At 37.6% G+C, this 18,875-nt stretch carries 16 protein-coding genes; 4 read left to right on the top strand and 12 right to left on the bottom strand.

Annotated elements, in window-relative coordinates; all coding sequences use genetic code 11:
* Window positions 1-2: 2 nt before the first annotated feature.
* The 11 genes from ACYQ5K_RS12280 to ACYQ5K_RS12230 all read right to left on the bottom strand — a co-directional run bounded on the left by ACYQ5K_RS12280 (window position 3) and on the right by ACYQ5K_RS12230 (window position 13,605).
* On the bottom strand, window positions 3-320 hold the full coding sequence (locus ACYQ5K_RS12280) for a spore coat associated protein CotJA (protein ID WP_243002763.1): 318 nt from the start codon (window positions 318-320) through the stop codon (window positions 3-5).
* A 262-nt stretch (window positions 321-582) separates the two neighbouring features.
* Window positions 583-1,860, bottom strand: coding sequence for a S1C family serine protease (locus ACYQ5K_RS12275; protein ID WP_173687896.1), 1,278 nt, complete (start codon window positions 1,858-1,860; stop codon window positions 583-585).
* Window positions 1,861-2,029: 169 nt separating this feature from the next.
* Complete coding sequence (gene glmS, locus ACYQ5K_RS12270) at window positions 2,030-3,868, bottom strand: glutamine--fructose-6-phosphate transaminase (isomerizing) (RefSeq protein WP_459777663.1); 1,839 nt, start codon at window positions 3,866-3,868, stop codon at window positions 2,030-2,032.
* A gap of 129 nt (window positions 3,869-3,997) precedes the next feature.
* The gene (locus ACYQ5K_RS12265; RefSeq protein ID WP_459777662.1) at window positions 3,998-5,458 is read right to left on the bottom strand and encodes a hypothetical protein; all 1,461 of its coding nucleotides are present in this window, start codon (window positions 5,456-5,458) and stop codon (window positions 3,998-4,000) included.
* Window positions 5,459-5,537: 79 nt separating this feature from the next.
* Complete coding sequence (locus ACYQ5K_RS12260) at window positions 5,538-6,791, bottom strand: hypothetical protein (protein ID WP_459777661.1); 1,254 nt, start codon at window positions 6,789-6,791, stop codon at window positions 5,538-5,540.
* 120 nt (window positions 6,792-6,911) lie between these two features.
* Complete coding sequence (locus ACYQ5K_RS12255; protein ID WP_459777660.1) at window positions 6,912-8,840, bottom strand: LTA synthase family protein; 1,929 nt, start codon at window positions 8,838-8,840, stop codon at window positions 6,912-6,914.
* Window positions 8,841-8,990: 150 nt separating this feature from the next.
* The gene (glf, locus tag ACYQ5K_RS12250; RefSeq protein ID WP_195230685.1) at window positions 8,991-10,088 is read right to left on the bottom strand and encodes a UDP-galactopyranose mutase; all 1,098 of its coding nucleotides are present in this window, start codon (window positions 10,086-10,088) and stop codon (window positions 8,991-8,993) included.
* Window positions 10,089-10,107: 19 nt separating this feature from the next.
* Window positions 10,108-11,106, bottom strand: coding sequence for a glycosyltransferase family 2 protein (locus tag ACYQ5K_RS12245; RefSeq protein WP_459777659.1), 999 nt, complete (start codon window positions 11,104-11,106; stop codon window positions 10,108-10,110).
* A gap of 23 nt (window positions 11,107-11,129) precedes the next feature.
* Entirely contained in the window at window positions 11,130-11,810 is a 681-nt protein-coding gene (locus ACYQ5K_RS12240) for a sugar transferase (protein ID WP_195230687.1), read from the bottom strand.
* Window positions 11,811-11,819: 9 nt separating this feature from the next.
* The gene (locus tag ACYQ5K_RS12235) at window positions 11,820-13,013 is read right to left on the bottom strand and encodes a DegT/DnrJ/EryC1/StrS family aminotransferase (RefSeq protein ID WP_195230728.1); all 1,194 of its coding nucleotides are present in this window, start codon (window positions 13,011-13,013) and stop codon (window positions 11,820-11,822) included.
* 133 nt (window positions 13,014-13,146) lie between these two features.
* The gene (locus tag ACYQ5K_RS12230) at window positions 13,147-13,605 is read right to left on the bottom strand and encodes a GtrA family protein (protein WP_459777658.1); all 459 of its coding nucleotides are present in this window, start codon (window positions 13,603-13,605) and stop codon (window positions 13,147-13,149) included.
* 173 nt (window positions 13,606-13,778) lie between these two features.
* On the opposite strand from ACYQ5K_RS12230, the gene ACYQ5K_RS12225 reads away from it, so the two are divergent.
* The 4 genes from ACYQ5K_RS12225 to ACYQ5K_RS12210 are packed head-to-tail and all read left to right on the top strand — an operon-like array spanning window position 13,779 to window position 18,587.
* Window positions 13,779-14,918 (top strand): polysaccharide pyruvyl transferase family protein, encoded by a 1,140-nt coding sequence (locus tag ACYQ5K_RS12225; protein ID WP_270613348.1) that lies wholly within the window; start codon window positions 13,779-13,781, stop codon window positions 14,916-14,918.
* Between the two features lie 2 nt (window positions 14,919-14,920).
* Window positions 14,921-16,144: a Coenzyme F420 hydrogenase/dehydrogenase, beta subunit C-terminal domain gene (locus tag ACYQ5K_RS12220; RefSeq protein WP_195602019.1), complete on the top strand. Its 1,224-nt coding sequence runs from the start codon at window positions 14,921-14,923 to the stop codon at window positions 16,142-16,144.
* A 12-nt stretch (window positions 16,145-16,156) separates the two neighbouring features.
* Entirely contained in the window at window positions 16,157-17,221 is a 1,065-nt protein-coding gene (locus ACYQ5K_RS12215) for a pyridoxal phosphate-dependent aminotransferase (protein ID WP_270203971.1), read from the top strand.
* A 16-nt stretch (window positions 17,222-17,237) separates the two neighbouring features.
* Window positions 17,238-18,587, top strand: coding sequence for a Gfo/Idh/MocA family oxidoreductase (locus ACYQ5K_RS12210; RefSeq protein ID WP_118198471.1), 1,350 nt, complete (start codon window positions 17,238-17,240; stop codon window positions 18,585-18,587).
* A 52-nt stretch (window positions 18,588-18,639) separates the two neighbouring features.
* Here ACYQ5K_RS12210 and ACYQ5K_RS12205 read toward each other — a convergent pair.
* The coding region (locus tag ACYQ5K_RS12205) for a LicD family protein (RefSeq protein ID WP_459777657.1) at window positions 18,640-18,875 on the bottom strand (236 nt) is incomplete at its 5' end.

Below are 18,875 nucleotides of genomic sequence, written 5' to 3'. Positions count from 1 at the left end.
ATTCATGCGTTACATCCTCCTTTCCCCTTAAACGGAAGATCAAGCTCTTCGAATATAGTTCCTCTGTGGAATCCTTTTCCGGCTTCGTAAATGTGTCTCCAGCTCTGCCATGGCACATAAGCCATTGCGATCGGCATTCCATCCAACGCATCGTCCCGGTCGCTACATCCAGATCGTTCTCGATAAACAGGTACTGCCATCGATGGATTTCTTCCATCATTGTTCGCCATACATGAATTACTATTACAGCTATTGTTATTATTGCCACATCCACAATTTGCACGTCTCATATATGGATTATTGTTTCTGCAATTTTGCATCGTTTTGGCTCCCCTTTCTTATATCTGCAATATTATTGTATGGTAATTTTTTAAAAATGGTTCTGACTTTTGCATCCGGTATAATCTGATGCCCGTTTCCATTTCAAACAGGTCGTAACATCAATAATGCCGCCAGACCATTTCTGATCTGACGGCATCTTTCTTTAATATTTTATGATGTAACCGGATTGCTCCATTGCCATGCAATTCCCGCAGTCCTCGAACACCTCATACGCCCATAAAACGGCGTGTTCACATCATTTTATGAATTTTTACCAAGTGTAACCTTGATCTCTTTCTCTGTATATTCACCATTCTTATCCGGGATCTGTACGGTAAGCGTTACCTCTTCTCCTGCTTTATAATACTGAAGCTGTTCCTGAAGAGAGCTCATACCACTGATGGAACTTCCCTCAAAACCGGTAATGATCGATCCTTTTGTAAGACCGGCTTTCTCAGCTCCGCCACCACTCATGACTTCTTTGACATAAACACCGGTCGGCATATTGTACATCTGTGCACCTTCTTCAGATACATCGTAACCTTTGATTCCAAGATATCCTCTTTCCTCATCAGAAACCTTGCTTCTTGTCTCTTTATTCATCAGATTCTGGATAACATCACTTGCATCTGAAATCGGGATTGCAAATCCCATACCTTCTACAGCTGAACTGTTGATCTTCGCAGAGTTGATACCGATTACCTCACCATTGGCATTCAGAAGAGCTCCTCCACTGTTACCAGGGTTGATCGCTGCATCTGTCTGGATGTATTCTCCGTCAAATCCATCAATTGTACGTCCGGTTGCACTGACAATACCAGTTGTGACAGACTGTCCATAACCAAGTGCATTACCGATTGCAATTGCAGGTTCTCCAACCTTCAGAGAATCTGAATCTCCAAGTGTTGCAACCTTAATCGCATTCATTGTATCGTCTGAAATCTTATCAAGCGGAACGGCTACGACTGCAAGATCCCTTGCGGAGTCTGTTCCTTTAATCTGGGCTTCCACACTGTTGCCATCGTTGAAAGTAACGGTAAGCGTATCGCTTCCTTCTACAACATGGTTATTGGTAACAACCAGGAGTTCTGAATCATTCTGACTGATGATGATACCGGATCCGGCACTTTCACTCTCCTGCTGGCTGGTTCCTCCGAAGAAATTCTGTACTTCCTGTACGCTCATATTTGTGATAGAAACGATTGACGGAAGTGTATTTTCCACAATGTCTGATACATCAGAAGTTACTGTGCTGGTAGAAGTTGTAAGCTTTGCATTCGATACAGTCTTTGTTGTGCTTACGGTACTCTTTGTATTCTTTCCAAGCAGCTTACCAGTCAGATAACTGGTTCCCTGCATCGTCACACCGCCAACTGCTCCAAATAATACTGCGGCTCCTACAACAAGTGCGACTTTTTTTGTATACCCTTTTTTCGGTTTTGGAGCTTTCTGTGGTCCTGCTCCGAACCCCTGCTGCTGATTGTCTGCTCCTCTATTTTCATCTGAATCTGGTCTGTAATAATTGTACTGATTGTCCATCATTCAAGACTCCTTTCTTTTCCTTTTCTATAGTTAAGAGTTTAGCCTATAATTGTGATGAAAGTGTGATAAAAGATGAAAAAAAAGATGAACGGCATATTTTTATGTCGTCCATCTTACTAAGCTCCATCTTATTTGATATTATGACTTATCCAAACTGCGCTTTTTCTTATTCAACCGTTACAGATTTCGCCAGATTACGCGGCTTATCTACATCCAGCCCTTTTGCAACAGATACATAATATCCCATTAACTGCAACGGAATCACTGCAAGGGATGCCTCAAAATGCTCATCTGTCTTCGGAATATAAACCACAAAATCAGCGGTATCTTCAATGCTGTAATTGCCATAAGTTGTAAGTCCCATCAGATATGCACCACGGCTCTTGCACTCTACCATGTTGCTGATCGTCTTTTCATATAATTCCGGCTGTGTCAGCACACCGATCACAAGCGTTCCATCCTCGATCAGGGAAATGGTTCCATGCTTGAGTTCTCCTGCTGCATATGCCTCTGAATGAACGTAACTGATCTCTTTCATCTTCAGGCTGCCTTCCATACAGATCGCATAATCAATTCCACGTCCGACAAAAAATGCGTCCTTTGCGTTTGCCTGCTTTGCTGCAAACCACTGGATTCTTTCTTTATCTTCAATAATCTTTTCAATCTTCTCCGGGATTGCCTGTAATTCGGCAATATAATTTTCATACTGCTCTTCAGTGATTGTATTTTTTACTTTGGCAAACTGAATTGCAAGGATGTACGAAGCCATCAGCTGTGTACTGTACGCCTTCGTTGTTGCCACAGAGATCTCCGGTCCTGCAAGCGTATAGAATACCTTATCCGCTTCTCTTGCAATCGAAGATCCAACTACATTGACAATTCCAAGTGTACGGATTCCCTGCGCTTTTGTCTCACGGAGTGCTGCAAGACTGTCTGCAGTCTCTCCTGACTGGCTGATAATGATCACCAGACCATTTGGATCCAGAATTGGCTTACGGTAACGGAATTCAGAAGCCAGTTCTACACGAACAGGAATTTTCACCAGATCCTCGATCACATACTGTGCCACCATACCCACATGATAAGCGGAACCACATGCTACAATATAAATCTGGCTGGTTCTCTGGATATCCTCTTCCGCCAAGCCGATATCTGTCAGATCAATCTTTCCGTCTTTTAATACAGAATTCAGAGTATCCTTAACCGCTCTTGGCTGCTCATGGATCTCTTTCATCATAAAATGCTCATAACCGGCTTTTTCAGCTGCTTCCGCATCCCATTCAACAGTTTTCATTTCTTTCTGGATCTCTTCTCCATCCAGATTGTAGAAGATAATTCCATCTTTGCTGACCTTTGCCATCTCCAGGTTGCCAATATAGTATACATTTCTTGTATATTTCAAAATAGCCGGCACATCTGATGCAATAAAACTCTCTCCATCTCCTACGCCAAGAATCATCGGACTGTCTTTTCTTGCCACATAAATTTCTTCCGGATAATCCTTGAACATCACAGCGAGCGCATAAGATCCACGGATACGGACCAGTGAATGGTTAATCGCATCTACCGGTGTTCCCTCGTATTTTTTATAATAATAATCGATCAGTTTGACAGCAACCTCTGTGTCTGTCTCAGAGTAGAACGTATATCCCTTACGGAGCAGTTTATTCTTTAATTCCTGGTAATTCTCAATGATACCGTTATGTACAGCAACCACATTGCCATCGTCGCTCATATGCGGATGGGCGTTGTTCTCGGACGGTTCCCCATGTGTTGCCCATCTGGTGTGACCGATTCCACAGGTTCCCGGAACGGCTGCACCACCATTGGTCTTCTCAAACAGTACTTTCAAACGGCCTTTCGCCTTGATAACTTCTGTCTCTTCCGTTCCATTACGAACAGCAAGTCCTGCTGAATCATATCCACGATACTCCAGCTTTGACAGTCCATCCAGTAAGATCGGAGCCGCCTGCTGCGATCCAACATATCCTACGATTCCACACATTTATCTATATCCTCCAGTCTTTTTTACGAAAATAAATTTTACCCTTTTCGTTACATTGTAACAAATATGGGGCTCTTTGTAAAGAATAAGCGGGAATAACAATCGTCATCCCCGCCTTTCTCCTTAATCCTAATCCAGATCAATAAAATCCATTTCGAAAGTATCACCTTTTTTACACTTTTCTTTCTTGATATTATAATCATCGAAAGAATCAAAATCGTCATCGTCAAAATAATCATCAAACTCGTCAACGCTGCGAGTATCATCGCTCAGTCCTTCGTCATCATAATCATCGTCGAAGTCATCATCATAGTAATCATCATCATCGAAATCGTCATCAAAATCGTCGTCATAATCATCTTCGAAATCATCATCCTGTCTCTTCTTGAATTTTGATCTCTTTTCTTCTTTGACCGGTGGAATCGGCTTTACCGGATTACTCTGTGGCTCGTCATCCAGCCCATATTCATCATACAGATCATCCAACTCTCTGTTGCGGTTATGTAACTTCACAACGGAAACAAGAAGGAAGATTACCAGAAGAATAACGATAACTGCTGCCGCTGCTACAAACCAGATCAGATGATCGGAAATCTTTTCTAAAATTGCATCAAACTTGCTAGCACTCTTCTTATCCGGTGTAGTCGCAGACTTCGGAGTCTCCATTCTCTGATAAGTATGCTCTACAGAGTCATATAAATAGAGGGATTCTTCACCGTCATTATTTACCGCATATAATACATAGAAACCATCGCGGTCCGGTTCATCCCAGATTTCAAAAGTCTTGCCGTTGATCTCCAGATTTCCTTTTGAATACTTTGATGGCATAGACACTTTACTGCCTGCATCAAAAATTACGATAGAATAAGTATCTGAAATCACAACCTGTTCTGCCGGTGAGAAGCTGCTGTCAGATGAATCATACATCCAGAAATCGCCTTTTCCATCACCGTCTACCAGGTAAGCCATCTGAAGTCCTGTCTTTTCCTGCACAGCACCTTTATACGTCGAATCATTATAAGTAATCTCTCCTGCTGTAAATCCAGCTGGAATCATGCTGTCTGAGAAATCACCGGATAAGGTATACTCCTGACCATCAATCGTGACACTTGCTCCATTCGCAACATCTTTAATCTTGCTTGGATCTCCTGCCCCAATCACGACATCCGCATATCCTTCTTCACATGCCACACTTGATCCAGCGCTGTCTGTAACCGTCGCATCTCCCTGTTCAAGTCTTGTACTTCCTTCCTGGAGAGCCTGGAATTTCATTGTAAACTCAATTCTATCACTACTTCCGTCACCTGAACCTTTAAATGTCAGATTACCATCCGTGTCTGCATTCACTCCGTCTCCCTCTTCAAATCGCATATAAGAAGGATCGTAAGTCATATGAATCGTCGCGTCTCCAATTACATCTCCGCTGACAACTGCTGTACCTGTGATCGTAAATTCATCCCCGACACTTGTCTCAAGATCAGAAAAGAATATCACGCCATTTGCAGCCAGCGCCATCACAGAAAAACATGGTACGATCAGACATACAGACAAAAGAATTGTCGCTATTTTTTTCGTAAACTTCATCTTCATGTACTTTCCTCTTTCTAACCATATAATTGTAAGTATAAATACTCTTAGACTCTATCTTACACTTTTTATGGGGAAATGTCTACTTGTTTGTAGAATTTCCTAACTTGTCACTTTGTACTTTTTCTAGTTCTTTTTCATTTTCTTCTACGCCAAAATTTGCAAACGGAAGCATTAAAAAGACATCACAGAATAATTCAAACATATGATGTTCCATTACTGAATGAATACAGATAATTACCATAACCGCCAATATATATGGCTGATTTATGTTTCTAATCATTATAATTGAAATCATCAGCATAATTAGAATAAATACTACTAATCCTAATCTTAACAATATATTTACATATGAACTATCAAGGAAAAAATAGCCTTGAACCGGTTCCGTTGTTCCTCCATTTCCTATCATTGGAATGTTCTGTCCCCATAATTTGATATCGTATCGTTCAAATGCTTCTTTTCCGATTGCAAGACGTGTTGAAAAAAGAGTGTTTAATTTAGCCATCCATGTAATTTCCGGATTATAAAATCTCGATGCAAGAATCATAAAACCACCAAGACCATACGGTACTACAAGACACAGACATTTTAATAGTATCGATGGCTTATACTTAGTTCCCTTCTTTTCAGCCAATGCGTTCCTGATTTTTAAATAAACCACACATAAAATTAGTAAAATCATTACTGCTTCACTTGTTCTTACATCACAATATTTTTCAAAAAAGATAACACTGATTATCATCATTCCGATTTCAATCCAACTACATCTCACTTGTCTAATCAATACCCATGCTGCAATCATATAAACAACATGCGCTGCAAAATCTGTTGGATAAATAAACCCAAATGCCATTCTCACTTTTTCGCCTCGATGATAAACCAAATTTGTAATTAATCCAGTATATCCTGCTATCATTGTACAAATTGTAATTGGAACTTTAACAATCAAATATACTTTCAAGATTTTTTTATACTCAATACCATTTGCACCTATGATCAAAAAACCGGTTTCTAACAATGTATCAATTCCCGAATGTCCTTTTGCAATTGCAAATGCGCCCATCAAAATCACTATCACTAATATTTTCTTTATCTCCGAAGGCTTCATTATCATATACCGAAATAATACCGCAAGACCGATTACTACCTGAACATAAAAAAAGAAAAACTCCGGCCATGGAATATGTGCCATAGTTGCCCAACTATAATTCATAATCAGCCAAACTGCAAAAGTAATTAAGAAACATGTTTCTGAAGTATGACATTTAAATTCATAAGAACTATTTTGCCAACTAGATTCCATTCTGTCAATCATGGTTTTTACTAATTGCATATTTATTTAACTCTCTTTCTTCTTTGATAAACATTTAATAATGTATAACAAAAATATTTTCCCTATACAATTTTTTTAATTTCTTAAGAAAAACTTCGGTATAAACCGAAGTTTTTCTCTCTAATTTCCATTATTGCCTGTTTCTCCCACATCACTACTATCGTTGTTATCTGGTGTCGGAGATGGGGCTGGAGTAGAATCTGGCTCTGGGGTTGGTTCTGGCTCTGGAGTTGGTTCTGGCTCTGGAGTCGGTTCCGGGGTTGGAGTCGATTCCGGGGTTGGTTCCGGATTTACAGTCGTATTATCTCTATATCCTCCATCCCAATAACTTTCTCCTGAATTGCCTCCATCATACCAATAATTATTATTATCAGAGCCTGCATTATCCTCATAATAATAATCGTCCTGTGTATATCCTTGCCAGTCATCCGGTGTCTCAATAGCACTCGTATCCACTCCTGCATCTGGTTGATTCATTTGGGAATTCTGGTCATTTGTATTATCTTCTTTATTCTGCTCTTCTTCCCGTTTTTTCTGCAATTCATTGATATCTGTCACATCATTGATAAGCATATCATAAAATGTTGACTTTTCTGACAATGCCTTATTAAATTCTTCTCGTCCATATTGTTCACTCAACGTTTCACAATCTGAGAATAGATTTACTCCTAATGCGAGTCGATCTCCTTTTATTTCAACGCCCAACGCCGCCAATGTAGTAGGAAACATATCTAATGTAGCAAATTTCCGATTATGTGTCTTTTCAAATGAAGTATCTAATCCTTCTGGCAAATTAATAAACACATTGTACACACTACGTTCATAGTCTTCACTAACATCATTGCAAAAATCTGAATCCATCGTTAAATGGTCACCGCTCAAAATAATTGTTGTATTATCATAAAATGGCTGTTCCTGAATCCATTTAATAAATTGATCGAGCTGTCTACTTGAACAAGCCATTACGTTTGCATACTGATTATCTCCAAATTCATTTTGGCACTGTTCGCATACATAGCCATCTTCAAAATGTGTATCTACTGTCAATAATGTCAAATTAAATGGTTCATCCTTGGAACTTAGTTCTGTCAATTTTTCTTGTGCATTTGCAAATAATTTTTGATCTTCCATTCCCCACCACACATGGTAGTCTGATGAAATCTTCTCTGTTTCTATAGCAGTGTTATAATCCCAGATTTCACAATCCCCATGGCTTTCAAAATATGCCCTTCTTCCACCAAACGTTGCATCTGAACCCAACATAAAACATTGATTATATCCTGCATCTGCTAATATGTCTTCTAGATTCACTGCCTGTGAAGAAAAACTTTCCTGCTCTCCTAAAGTTTCGTTGTTCCCGTTTTTTATAGGCAATCCTGATGTCTGAGCAAAAATTGCCCCCATAGTCCATCCTGAACCGGTAGAAGGGACTCCTCCTCCCAATTTATCATTGTTTGAAAAATTAGTATTTTCTTTTGCTAATTGTGTTAATTCCGGAATACAATTAAAATCCATTCCTCCTCCATCTTCTTTTGATGCATACGTTGATTCCATTGACTCCAAAAATATATAAATCAGGTTCCTTTTCTGCTCTGGAAATGTAATTTCTGTTGTACGTGGATCCACATAATTCTGTTCAATGAAATGAGACTCCTTTTTTTGACTTACCAAATACTCTTTAACATCTAATTCATCATATACCTTATAAGTTGCCCCAGCTGCACTTCCACACGAAATCACTGTTATAAGAAATAACGAAATCATACATTTCCCATGCTTGGCTTTTAATCCAATAATCAGAAAAATCATTGTAAATAGTACCAATACCGCCATTGGAACACATGCATTTATACCATCAAGTACTACATCTGAATTTGTCCCTTCAAGCGGAACTTTTAAGTGAAAAATAATTTCATCAATAGATAATAATCCCCATGTATCTAAAACCCAATTACCTAAATTATATAGAATCCATCCCAAAACAGATAATATAATCATTAAAATACAATAAAAACCGTACCCTATACTTTTTATCTTCTTTCGTTTCATTTATTTTCATATCCTTTACTTACTATTTACAGAAATATACATAAATAGTAAATCACAAAATGCCTGAAAAAGCAATGTGCGAAAATACAACATTTTCTCAAAAACGTCAAATCAGGATATGTTTCTCACATATCCTGATTTTTCTATTCTCTATAATTCCTCAGCCACCATCTCCAGTGCCGCTTCAATTACCTTATCCATATCATAATACTTATAATTTCCAAGACGTCCACCAAAGATCACATTCTTTTCCTGCTCTGCAAGTTTCTTATATTCTTCAAACAGTTTATTGTTCTGTTCATTATTTACCGGATAGTACGGTTCCATTCCAACTTTCCACTCTGAAGAATACTCTTTGGAAATGACAGTCTTTTCCTGTTTTCCAAATTCAAAATGCTTATGTTCGATGATACGTGTGTACGGAACTTCTCTTTCAGTGTAGTTCACAACTGCATTTCCCTGATAGTTGTCTGTATCAAGTACTTCAGTCTCGAATCTTACAGAACGATATTCCAGTGCTCCAAGTTTGTATCCAAAGTATTCATCGATCATTCCGGTAAACAGTGTCTTTTCTGCGATATCTGAATTTTCTTTGATAAATTCAAAGTAATCGGTATCTGTCTTTACTTCGATTCCGTCAAGCATCTTTTCAATGATCTTTGTATATCCACCGATCGGGATTCCCTGATATCTGTCATTAAAGTAGTTATTGTCAAATGTAAATCTTACCGGTAAACGTTTGATAATGAATGCCGGAAGGTCTTTGCAGGCACGTCCCCACTGTTTTTCGGTATAACCTTTTACCAGTTTCTCAAATACATCTTTTCCTACCAGAGATAATCCCTGTTCTTCCAGGTTCTTCGGTTCTGTAATTCCAGTCTCTGCAACCTGTTTTGCGATCATTTCTTTTGCTTCCTGTGGTGTCTTGATATTCCACATTTTGCTGAATGTGTTCATGTTGAACGGCAGGTTGTAAAGCTCGTCCTTGTAAATTGCTACCGGTGAATTGATGTAGTTATTAAACTCTGCGAACTGGTTGATGTAATCCCAAACCTGTTTGTTGGATGTGTGGAAAATATGTGCACCGTATTTGTGAACATTGATTCCTTCAATGTTTTCACAGTAAATATTCCCTCCGATATGCGGACGTTTGTCGATGACCAGACAAGTCTTTCCTTTTTTCTTTGCTTCGTGAGCAAATACTGCTCCGTATAATCCTGATCCTACTACTAAATAATCATACTTCATAATACTAAATCCTCTCTTTTTATTTCTTTGTAATTTTATCTTTTATCATCTTTCCCATTCCAACTACACTTCCTACTCCGTAACTCAAGTGAAGTAAAAAGAAGATTCCCGGAAGCAAAAGCTGACATATATGCTTCGCCTCATTTTTCACAGCAAGAACTGCCATTCCGATTGCACCGCACCAATAGGTGATCCACATTGCAATTGCCAGAAACGGTTTTTTCAGTGCTGCTAAAATTGATGTTACAATAATCGCAATCACAAATGCAAACGGCACAAAATGATAGATACTGAGACATCCCGGACATACACCAAGCGTTCTAGCCACCCAGTCTCCATTACCGTATTTCTGCTTCATCATTCCCGGAATCGAGCTTCTCACATACTGCCAGGAATGGATCTGCGGATCATAGCACAAACGGTATCCTGCCTGCCGGATCCGGTAATGCATTTCATTATCTTCCGTTCTTCCCAGATTCTCATTGAAAAGTCCGACTTTTTCAAATACTTCCCGCCGATATGCCGCATGGAACATGGACTTTACATATTTCTTTTCATTCTCTCTCCGGAAACCCGCAATTCCACTTCCGAACATTGAACTTTCTGCACTCAGAAGCAATCTCTGCCACGGTGTATCCTTCTCCGGAAGATTTGGCCTTGGTCCCCCGGTGACATCCTCTCCGCTTTCCATACACTCCACATTCTTGGAAACAAAATCCTCTGGGATACGTCCATGTGCATCCAGACGTATAATGATCTCTCCGGTCGAACTGCGAATTGCCTGATTCCAGCCAGATGCCTGATTGTTTCCCGGATTTTCTGTAACAACACAGTTGTGGTACTGCGTTTTTTTTTCTGCAAAGCGTTCCATAATCCTTCTGGTTCCATCCGTCGAGCTGCTGTCAACCATCACAACTTCAATCTGCTCTGCCGGATAATTCTGTTTTGTGATATCCTCCAGCAAGTGTGGAAGATATTCCTCTTCATTGCGCGCGATCGTGCAAACTGATACTAACATACATTTCTCCTATACTGTAGTTCTTATCGTAATACTGCAAATACTGTCATAAACATGGTCATGAAATCTCTCCACAGACTGTATTTGCGCAGATCTTCCAGATTATAACTCATCTTCTCCGGAAGCACTTCATGAATATAAGCATAATCCACATCTTCTACATGCTCCAGCATTTCACCCTCATCTTTGTAGCATACGCTGGCTCTGGAAGTGATTCCTGCCGGAAGTAAAAGTGTCGCATACATTTCTTTTGTATAGCCTTTTACATATTTTACGACTTCCGGTCTGGTTCCGACAAAACTCATCTCTCCACGAAGGACGTTGATAAGCTGCGGAAATTCATCAATCCTACAGCCACGGATCACTTTTCCAACCCGTGTCAGTCTGGAATCCTGACTGATTGTAACCTGTGTTCCCATCTTATCAGCGTTCTGCACCATAGTACGGAATTTCAGAATATGGAATTTCTTTCCATACTGTGTCACACGCACCTGCTTGTAAATCACCGGTCCCGGTGAATCCAGCTTGATTGCAATACTGATGACAAGCATGATCGGTGATAAGATAACAAGCAAAATCATTGAAAGCAGAATGTCAAAATATCTCTTTAATTTTAATTCTTTTTCATGTTTGATCAGGATATCATAGTATTGTTTTACTTCGTCCGTTCTCATGAACTTCGGAAGTTCTTCCCATTTTCTCATACAACATTCCTATCCGATGCATTCCTTCAATACATCTGTCACGTATTTTACCTCTTCATCTGTAAGCTTTGTATGAAGCGGTAATGTAATTGCATTTTCAAATAATGCATAAGCATTTGGATAATCTTTGATATCAAATCCCATATTCTTGTAAGCAGATAATAGCGGCAACGGTTTGTAATGCACATTCGTTGCTACGCCACGCTCTGCCATCTTCGTAATGATCTCATTACATTCTTCCCGTGTTTTTCCCTGAATACGGATCAGATACAGGTGTCCGCTGGACTTGTGATCCTCATCAAAATGATTCAGTACACTCACCGGCAGACTTTCCAGCGCTTTATTGTACATTCCTATGATTTCCCGACGCCGTGCCAATAATGCATCATAACGCTTTAACTGTACCAGTCCGATGGAAGCCATAATGTCAGTCATATTACATTTGAAATAAGGTGCCACAACATCATACTCCCATGCTCCAAGCTGCGTCTTTGCCAGTGCATCTTTGGATTGACCGTGCAGTGAAAAGAGCATATATTTTTTATAAATTTCTTCGTCATCCACACCTTCGATCGGACGCCATGTGGCTGCACCACCTTCCGCTGTCGTCAGGTTCTTTACCGCATGGAAGGAAAAGCTTGTGAAATCAGCAACTTGTCCACATTTCTTTCCTTTCCGCTCAGCGCCAAATGCATGTGCTGCATCTGCCACTACGATCACTCTGCCAAACTTCTCCTGCAGTTCATTTGCCGGATGGAAAAGTGATTTCTTTGCTTCTACAATCTCAAATATCTTATCATAGTCACACATGATTCCTGCAAGGTCTACCGGAATAATCGCTTTTGTCTTCTCTGTGATCGCGTCTGCCAGCTTCTCATAATCCATCTCATAAGAATCTTTTGTCACATCCACCAGAACCAGCTTTGCTCCTACATGCTCTACCACACTGGCTGATGCAGTATAAGTATAGGCAGTTGTAATTACTTCATCTCCTGGTCCGATTCCCAACAGGCGAAGTGTCATCTCCTGACAGGCTGTTGCCGAATTCAGGCAGACTACTCTATTAGTCCCTATATATTCTGCCAACTGTTTTTCAAAAAGCTTTGTCTTTGGTCCGGTTGTGATCCAGCCACTTCTTAACGTATCTACAACTTCTGCTATCTCCTCCTCCGTAATATCCGGAGGTGAAAAAGCGATATGCATATTCTCCATAAAAAATCTTCTTTCTTTAAAATAAAATATACTATGTAACAATTATTACAAAATTATTACATAGTATATACTACCAAAAAACTCCATAAAATACAATTAAAACTATTTCTTAACTATTTTTCTGCTATTTTTTGAACACGATCAGTTTACTGATCACATAATTGAGGACGATTACAATCACCTGTGCCACAACCTTAACCAGCATACTGTTCATTCCCAGATTTGTGATGAAAATGAATAAGATCAGTTCCTCAATTACCAGGGTTGCCACTCGGCCGCCTACGAAACTGGTGATTTCTTTGATGAAATCAGAAGTGGTTTCGGCGTTGGAGTCAAATACCCAGACTCTGTTTGTTACATAAGCAAATGAAACAGCCAGAATCCATGAACCAATATTGGCCACAAGGGCATTCCATCCTAACTGGATATTGAAAAATGCATACGAGATGATACTGACTAAAAAAGTTAAACCACCAAAAAATAAATACAATAATATTTCTTTGTTTTTTTTGTAAAATGGATTAAAAATCCTTAAAACCGGAAATTCCATGATACGATCAAATATATCTTTTTCTTTTTTCATTTCTGTTATCCTTTCGTAAAATAATCTCTCTTCTTCAAACCGTGCTATTATACTATATTTTTGTTTATATAACAACGTTTTCTTTACAATATCACTTGTTGTCTCCTAAAATCCATGATAACATGATTAGTATATTTAACAACTTATTTTATATAATTTCAAGGAGTATTTTTATGATTCGAATAGGTATAGTCAGTTATAATATATATTGCAATTTTACAAACTATGGATCTGCTCTACAATCCTGGGCACTTTACCAATCTATAAAGCGTATTTCTCCGGATTTGTATCAACCAGTTTTAGTTGACTATTGCCCGGATTCGCTCTCTGACAAAGATCCTTTAAATCCTTTTTCCAATATGTGGGATCAGGACCCAGAATCCAGAAAAATGTGTGAATTGTCTCTTCCTGCCATTCGTATTAATTATCAGAAATTTGATCATTTTTATCACACATACTTTGGTTTAACTTCTCAAAAATATACTTCAGAAAACTTTAATTCTATTGCCCATTTTGATGATATTAACCATTTTGTATGTGGCAGTGATACCATTTTCTGTATTAATGAATTCAACGGATTTGATGATGGTTATTTTGCCAACTACGATGTAATGAAAGGAAATTCTGTATCTTATGCTGCAAGTTTTGGTGATGCCCATTTTGACACAGATAGCTACCAGATATTAAATAACCGGCTTCAAAACTTTTTAGCAATTGGTTTACGGGAAAATAAATTTATACCTTATCTAAAAGAACATATTAATTCTAATGGAATTCAAGTTTTTAGAACAATCGATCCAACTCTTTTGCTAACCACTGAAGATTATGATACCATAGCCGCATCTCGTATTATAACTGAGAAATATTTATTATTATATGCACGACGATACAACAAAGAAATGGAAGCTTTTGCAGAAAAAATAGCCCGTGATAACGGATGGACAATTGTTGAAATCAGCTTACGCAGTACAAACTCAGCCAAAGGACATAAAATGTTTTATGAAGCAGGTGTGGAAGAATTTCTTTCTCTGGTAAAATATTCAGAATACGTTATAACGAACTCTTTCCATGGTTTGATTTTTGCTGTACAATACCGAAAACAACTGGCAGTATTTTCCAGAGAATCCGGTGACAATAAAATTGCCGAAGTTCTGGAGTTATTTGATTTAAAAGAATGCCTTCTCACAAAAGCACCTTCAGTAATTCCACAAATCCACGATTACGATGCTGTGCATGCACGTATAAATACTGCAAGAGAAACTTCTCTGGACTTTCTCACGAAAGAACTTAATTTATTGAATGGAGATCATTAAGCATGTGTTACCTTGATACAAATGATAAAATTACCTGTTCCGGCTGCGAAGCCTGCGCAAATATTTGCCCACACAAAGCTATCTGTATGATTCCTGATTCAGAAGAATTTCGCTATCCAAAAATCAATATAGATTTATGCACGAATTGCGGATTATGCCGTAAAGTTTGTCCTTATAATTTATCTCCTCAAAAATGTTCCGGAATGAATTATACTTTTGGAGGACATATAAAAAATCAAAAAGTTTTATCAGAAAGCACCTCTGGTGGAGCTTTCTCTGCAATCGTTGATGCATGGTGCGATAAAAATTATGTAATTTTCGGAGCTGTATCAGATGGTTTAAATGTATATCATGATCATATTTTTGACAAAAAATATTTAGATAAATTCAGAAAATCAAAATATACACAAAGTAATATTGGAACTTCCTATGCTGATGCAAAAAAGTTTTTACAGGATGGAAAAAAAGTTTTATTTTCCGGTACGCCTTGCCAAATTGCCGGTTTAAAATCTTTTCTCCTTAATTGCAATCAAACAAATCTGCTGACAGTCGAGGTTATTTGCGAAGGTGTTCCTACTCCTCTTTATTTAAAAAGTTATAATAAGTATATTACTACAAAATATCATTCACGTATTAAATCAATTGATTATCGTTACAAAGATTTCAAATCCTATTTTAACCATTCTATTGGGCGATGGGATTTTGAAGTTATGCAGCTTTCTTTAAAAAACAGCAGAAAGCTTAAAACTGACAGATGGTTTAACCCGTTCTGGTCAATTTGGATCAGTCATTTAATGAGTCGACCATCCTGTTATCAATGTCCATATGCAACCAAAGAACGTTTTGCTGATATTTCACTCGGAGATTTGTGGGGTGTTCATTTATATTGTCCTGAATTATATAATCACAATAAAGGTGCTTCTCTGGTTATATGTAATTCTATCAAAGGCAAAAAGGCTTTTCTAAGTACCAAAGATATTTTTATCGGACATGAACTTAATTATGAAGAGGCTCTAAAATATCAGGGGCCTCTAAAGAATCATATTAATTCAAATCCAAACCGTGCATCATTTATACAAGATCTAAAAACTATGCCTTATACAGCTCTTTGTAAAAAATGGTCCTCTCCTCCAACAATAAAATTGCTATGGCAAAAATATGTTTGGGGAAACAGACAAAAAATATTATTTTGGAAATTAACTAAAGGATTTTATCATATTCAATAAAGGAGATTCACTATGTATTACTTAAATAATAATCTAAAAGATTTAGTTCGCATTTTTGATCAAAATGAACGCAAAAATTATTTACGACTTGACTTAAATGAAAACCCTGGAGGGCTTCCTCAAGATTTCATTGATTCTATTCTGCCTGAAATAACTCCTCAATTAATTGCACAGTATCCAGAAACCCATCACTTTTCGGAAGTCCTTGCAAAACATCTGAATACTACACCAGAACACCTTTGCCTTGTAAATGGATCCGCTGAGGGAATTCGCTATATTATTCAGGCTTTTACCTCAGAAAGCGGAAAAATTGTTGGAGTAGTTCCATCCTATTTCATGTTTCAAGTATATTCTGAAATGTATGGCCGATCTTTTGTAAAGGTTCCATATAATGATGACCTTTCAATGGATATTCAAAATATTATTTCCACCTTAACGCCTGATACACAATTACTTATATTACTTAACCCAAATAACCCGATGGGAAATGTATATTCAGAAACCGAATTTCAAGAAATCATTAAAGTATGTGAACAACTTGAAATCACTATCCTTGTTGATGAAGCCTATCATTATTTTTATCCAAAAACATTCATCAAATATGCTTTGACCTCCAAACATATCCTTGTTACAAGAACCTTTTCCAAGCTATTTTCAATGGCCGGTTGTCGACTTGGATATGTGGTTGGACATCCTGATGAGATAAAAATGGTACAGAAATTATGCACACCACATAATACAAACGCATTCGCCATGTTAGTAGCTCAAAAAATTTTGGAAACGCCTGGTATTTTATCTTCTTTAATTGAAGACTACACTCTTGGACGTGATTATTTGATAAAAGAATTAAATTCCCATAAGTATTTGCATAAGGGGGATGCAGGAAATTTCATTTTTATAAAGCCTAAAACAAATGCGCTAACCATTGTTGAAAAAATGAAATCGCAAAAACAAATTTTAATAAAATCTTATTCTAATGTCGGAAATTTTGGCACCTGCCTACGCGTTACCATTGGTGCCAAACAATATATGGAACGTTTTTTAGATGCTTTATTTGAATTAGACAATACCAATTAAAGGAGTCGCTTTTTAAATGATAAAAGTTATAACATATGGAACTTATGATCTACTCCACTACGGTCATATCAGATTACTAGAAAGAGCAAAAGCTCTTGGGGACTATTTGATTGTCGGGGTAACCTCAGATGATTTTGATAAAACACGTGGAAAAATAAATGTACAACAGTCTCTAATGGAACGTATCGAAAACGTCCGATCTACCGGACTTGCTGACAAAATAATTATCGAAGAATATGAAGGGCAAAAAATTGATGACATCCAGCATTATAATGTCGATATTTTTACTGTTGGCTCTGATTGGATTGGTCATTTTGACTATCTGAAAAAATATTGCAACGTCATCTACTTAGACCGTACAGAAGGTATATCCAGTTCCGAGCTTCGTGCAAAAGACAGTAATTTAAAGCTTGGATTAATAGGCAATTCTACCCTTGTAGCAAAATATTTTCGTGAAAGCAAATTCGTGAATGGTGCAGAAGTAACAGCCGTTTCTTCTTCCTCAACTTCTGCACAAATAAAAGCTGATAATAGTCTGTTATTAACCAACAGTTATACAGATCTTCTCTCTTCAATAGATGCTGTATACATTGCTTCACACCCTACTAAACATTATAATCATGTCAAACAGGCTTTACTTGCGGGTAAACACGTTTTATGTGAATCACCGATTGCACTTTCTGAAGCTGAATGTAATGAGCTTTATCAGCTGGCAAACAGTAAAAACTTAATCTTAATGGATGCCATTAAAACAGCTTATTCTACAGCTTATAACCGCTTGCTTTTACTTTTAAATTCCGGGAAAATCGGTCAAGTACTTTCTGTTGAATCAACTTGTACAAGTCTTAAAAACATCAAAATTGATACAACAAAAAAAGCAACTCATTATTGGAACAGTATTTGTGCATGGGGTCCTACAGCTATGTTACCTATCTTTCATATCTTAGGTACACATTGGATAGATATAAATATTACCTCTCTTATGTTAGACAAAATTCCTACTTTTGATTTATTTACAAAAATAAATTTTACTTACAAAAATGCTGTTGCTTCATTAAAAGTGGGTAAAGGAGTAAAATCAGAAGGTGAGTTAGTTATTTCTGGCACAAAAGGCTATATTTATGTACCCGCACCCTGGTGGAAAACTGAATATTTTGAAGTTAGGTTTGAAAATCAAAATGATAATCGAAGATACTTTTATCCACTTGAAGGAGAAGGGATTCGTTATGAATTAGTTGCATTCTTAAGAGCCATAAAAACCAATCAGTTACCAAATAATATTCCGATGCAAATTTCTGCAAATATTTCAAAAGTTATAAACATTTGGGAAACTGATTCTAAAGTCGTACATCTTTCACCTTCTTAAAAAAAGCAGACAACTACAATTATCCTTCCATAATTGTTTTGTCTGCTTTTCTCTATTTAACTCTTTTCTTTACCTCTTCTTCAAGAAGCTTTTCATTTTTTTTCCAATCTGCATGAATAAAATGAGGCTCTCCACATGGGAATGTATAGAAATCTTCACCGTACACTTCTTTTAAAACGTAAATATACTTATTTGGCACATAATATTCATCGCCTTCAAATTCGATTTTCTGTAATGGATAAAAAATCTCTTTTGATATTAAATTATTATCGTTACAATAACTCCAAC

The sequence above is a fragment of the Allocoprococcus similis genome (genome assembly GCF_054660775.1).
Note: the sequence above shows the minus strand (reverse complement) of the source record. Positions and strands in the feature narration are given on the sequence as shown.

Coding starts and splice junctions, on each gene's coding strand:
- glmS (WP_459777663.1), bottom strand. CDS start 3,868: ATGTGTGGAATCGTAGGATATGTTGGATCGCAGCAGGCGGCTCCGATC.
- ACYQ5K_RS12235 (WP_195230728.1), bottom strand. CDS start 13,013: ATGCATATCGCTTTTTCACCTCCGGATATTACGGAGGAGGAGATAGCA.
- ACYQ5K_RS12255 (WP_459777660.1), bottom strand. CDS start 8,840: ATGAAACGAAAGAAGATAAAAAGTATAGGGTACGGTTTTTATTGTATT.
- ACYQ5K_RS12245 (WP_459777659.1), bottom strand. CDS start 11,106: ATGTTAGTATCAGTTTGCACGATCGCGCGCAATGAAGAGGAATATCTT.
- ACYQ5K_RS12225 (WP_270613348.1), top strand. CDS start 13,779: ATGATTCGAATAGGTATAGTCAGTTATAATATATATTGCAATTTTACA.
- ACYQ5K_RS12210 (WP_118198471.1), top strand. CDS start 17,238: ATGATAAAAGTTATAACATATGGAACTTATGATCTACTCCACTACGGT.
- ACYQ5K_RS12260 (WP_459777661.1), bottom strand. CDS start 6,791: ATGCAATTAGTAAAAACCATGATTGACAGAATGGAATCTAGTTGGCAA.
- ACYQ5K_RS12280 (WP_243002763.1), bottom strand. CDS start 320: ATGCAAAATTGCAGAAACAATAATCCATATATGAGACGTGCAAATTGT.
- ACYQ5K_RS12275 (WP_173687896.1), bottom strand. CDS start 1,860: ATGGACAATCAGTACAATTATTACAGACCAGATTCAGATGAAAATAGA.
- ACYQ5K_RS12215 (WP_270203971.1), top strand. CDS start 16,157: ATGTATTACTTAAATAATAATCTAAAAGATTTAGTTCGCATTTTTGAT.
- ACYQ5K_RS12240 (WP_195230687.1), bottom strand. CDS start 11,810: ATGAGAAAATGGGAAGAACTTCCGAAGTTCATGAGAACGGACGAAGTA.
- ACYQ5K_RS12265 (WP_459777662.1), bottom strand. CDS start 5,458: ATGAAGATGAAGTTTACGAAAAAAATAGCGACAATTCTTTTGTCTGTA.
- ACYQ5K_RS12230 (WP_459777658.1), bottom strand. CDS start 13,605: ATGAAAAAAGAAAAAGATATATTTGATCGTATCATGGAATTTCCGGTT.
- glf (WP_195230685.1), bottom strand. CDS start 10,088: ATGAAGTATGATTATTTAGTAGTAGGATCAGGATTATACGGAGCAGTA.
- ACYQ5K_RS12220 (WP_195602019.1), top strand. CDS start 14,921: ATGTGTTACCTTGATACAAATGATAAAATTACCTGTTCCGGCTGCGAA.